Here is a 2,970-nt window from a genome sequence, read left to right on the forward strand (position 1 = left end):
TGCGCCTCACGATAATGCAAAGAAAAGCTCCCAAAACCACGGATTTCTACGCGGTCGCCTTTTTCAAGGCTTTGGCATACTTTTTCAATAATCAGCTTGATTGTTTCTTCCACATCTTGCGCTTTTAGCTGCGGATGCTTCAAACTCAAGCGTTCAATCAGCTCGGATTTGGTCATGCGATTTCCTTATATAAAGCAAAGCGCCATAGAGCGCTTTGCCACGATGAGATTAGTTATCAGAGTTTTCCAACTCTTTGAAAATATCGCCCAAAGAAGTGCCGGCTTGGCTTTCTTTGCGCGTATAGTCTTGAATGACCGCTTTTTCTTCCGCCACGTCTTTGGCACGCACAGAGAGGCTTAAGTTTTTGTTTTTACGATCAACGTTCAACACTTTAGCTTCTACTTCATCACCGACGCTTAAGAGCTTGCTTAAATCTTCCACACGCTCAATCGAGGCTTCGGAAGCTTTGAGAATGCCGTTAATGCCTTCTGCTAATTCAACAACTGCTTGACGCTCATCGACTTCAATGACTTTACCTTTGACAATCGCACCGCGGCCATTGGCTGAGGTGAATTGAGAGAAGGTGTCTTGTTTCAATTGCTTAACGCCTAAAGAAATACGCTCGCGCTCAGCATCGATGCCGAGGATAATCGCTTCGACTTCCTGACCTTTTTGATAAGCACGCACGGCTTCTTCGCCGCTTTCGTCCCATGACAAATCAGACAAATGCACCAAACCGTCAATGCCGCCGTCTAAGCCGATAAAGATACCGAAATCGGTAATCGATTTAATCTGACCTTTGACATGCTCGCCTTGATTATGATGCTTGCCGAATTCTTCCCATGGATTCGGCTGGCATTGTTTCATGCCTAAAGAGATGCGGCGGCGTTCGCCGTCGATTTCTAAAATCATCACTTCCACTTCTTGACCGACAGAAACGAATTTACGCGGGTTAACGTTTTTGTTCGTCCAATCCATTTCAGAAACGTGTACCAAACCTTCTACGCCGTCTTCGATTTCAACGAAAGCGCCATAATCGGCAATATTGGTGATTTTGCCGCTCAACGTAGAGTTGGCCGGGTAACGTTGTGCAATATCTGCCCAAGGATCGTCGCCCAATTGCTTCATACCTAAAGAAACGCGACCACGCTCACGGTCAAATTTCAGGACTTTAACTTCCACTTCTTGACCGATCTCTACCACTTCGGAAGGATATTTCACACGTTTCCATGCCATATCCGTGATATGCAGCAAGCCGTCAACGCCGCCCAAATCCAAGAATGCACCGTAGTCAGTGAGGTTTTTAACCACTGCTTTGACCACATCGCCTTCTTGCAGATTTTTCAAGACTTCTTCGCGCTCTTCTTTGTACTCTTTTTCCAGTACTGCGCGGCGAGAAATCACGATATTGTTGCGTTTTTGATCCAGTTTGATGATCTTGAACTCAATTTCCTTGCCTTCGATGATGCTGGGGTCTTTAACCGGACGCACATCGACTAATGAACCCGGCAGGAAGGCTTTAACGCTTTCCACATCAACGGTAAAGCCGCCTTTCACGCGGCTAGATACCACGCCAGTAATGGTTTCTTCATCGCGGAATTTCTGCTCAAGGATTTCCCAAGTACGGATACGTTGCGCTTTTTCGTGAGAAATTTGGGTTTCGCCGTGGCCATTTTCCAATGCCTCTAAAGCGACTTCGACTTCATCACCGATATTGATGGTGATTTCCCCTTTGTCGTTTGTGAATTGCGCGACGGGAATGAAACCTTCCGATTTCAAACCGGCATTCAGTACCACGAATTCTTTACCGATTTCGATGACTTCCGCCTTAATAATCGCACCGGGCTTGAGCTCGGTTGTTTCAATACTTTTTTCAAAAAGTTCTGCAAATGATTCTGCCATGTAATCTGGACCTGTGTATCAATGTTAAATTAAAAAAAACGCGCCTGAAACAGGGCATTGACCTGTTCAAACACCGCATCTACCGATAAATCGGTAGTATCAATCAGCACCGCATCAGCAGCTGGCACATACGGCGCTACCTCACGATTGCGATCGCGCGCATCGCGCTCGGCAATCTCATTTTTGAGGGCGGCTAGAGTAACACTTTCTCCTTTCGCTATCAACTGCTTATAACGACGATTTGCACGCGCTTTTGCGCTCGCCTCCAAAACAATCTTCAAAGCCGCCTCGGGAAAGACAACCGTACCCATATCACGGCCGTCCGCCACCAAATCCTTATCGGCGGCAAATTGGCGCTGAAAGCCCAGCAAAGCGGCGCGAATCGCCGGTTTTGCCGCCAATTGCGAAGCCAATTGCCCCGTGCTTTCCAAACGCAATTCGCTTCCCACAGCTTGCCCGTCTAAAAAAGCCGCCACGCCGTCGGGCTGCACTTCAAAATGTACCTTCATCTGCGCCAGCAAAGCCGCTTGCTCCGCTTCGCCTGCCGCAGTCAAACCTGCCGCCTGCACAAACAAAGCGCTCAGACGATACAAAGCGCCGCTATCCAAATACGCCAAATCATGGGTTTGCGCCAAACGCTGGCAAATTGTGCCTTTACCGACGCCGCTCGGGCCGTCAATCGTTACAATCTTACGCATCGCTTACCTCAATCTGCATACCGATACCCTGCGCCAAATCGCGGAAATTCGGAAAAGAAGTCGCTACATTATCGCAATCTCGAATCTCTATCGCCGCCGCGCTACGCAAAGCCGCCACCGCAAAACTCATGGCAATGCGGTGATCGCCCAAGCTGTCAATCACGCCGCCTGAAAATGCCGTGCCCCCTTTGCCGCGAATGCGCATACTGTCTTGTCCTGCTTGACAATCCACACCCAAAACTTTCAGCCCTACTTCCATCGCCGCCAAACGATCGCTCTCTTTCACGCGTAATTCCGCCAAATCACCGGCAAGGGTTTCACCCTCCGCACAAGCGGCAGCGACAAATAAAATCGGAAACTCATCAATGGC

At 48.7% G+C, this 2,970-nt stretch carries 3 protein-coding genes and 1 pseudogene; all 4 read right to left on the reverse strand.

The features are described from left to right. A partial coding sequence (locus tag DT343_RS18650; RefSeq protein WP_181669242.1) for an HU family DNA-binding protein occupies positions 1–176 on the reverse strand: 176 nt, incomplete at its 3' end. A gap of 52 nt (positions 177–228) precedes the next feature. Then, positions 229–1,902, reverse strand: coding sequence for a 30S ribosomal protein S1 (rpsA, locus tag DT343_RS18655; protein ID WP_112863939.1), 1,674 nt, complete (start codon positions 1,900–1,902; stop codon positions 229–231). Positions 1,903–1,931: 29 nt separating this feature from the next. Continuing rightward, positions 1,932–2,600 (reverse strand): (d)CMP kinase, encoded by a 669-nt coding sequence (gene cmk, locus DT343_RS18660; protein ID WP_112863940.1) that lies wholly within the window; start codon positions 2,598–2,600, stop codon positions 1,932–1,934. Then, a pseudogene (locus DT343_RS18665) lies at positions 2,593–2,970 on the reverse strand (3-phosphoshikimate 1-carboxyvinyltransferase); the annotation flags it as partial. The gene cmk and the pseudogene DT343_RS18665, both read right to left, overlap by 8 nt.

The organism is Brevundimonas vesicularis, assembly GCF_900445985.1.
Classification (GTDB): Bacteria; Pseudomonadota; Alphaproteobacteria; order Caulobacterales; family Caulobacteraceae; genus Brevundimonas; species Brevundimonas vesicularis_D.

Coding starts and splice junctions, on each gene's coding strand:
- rpsA (WP_112863939.1), bottom strand. CDS start 1,902: ATGGCAGAATCATTTGCAGAACTTTTTGAAAAAAGTATTGAAACAACC.
- cmk (WP_112863940.1), bottom strand. CDS start 2,600: ATGCGTAAGATTGTAACGATTGACGGCCCGAGCGGCGTCGGTAAAGGC.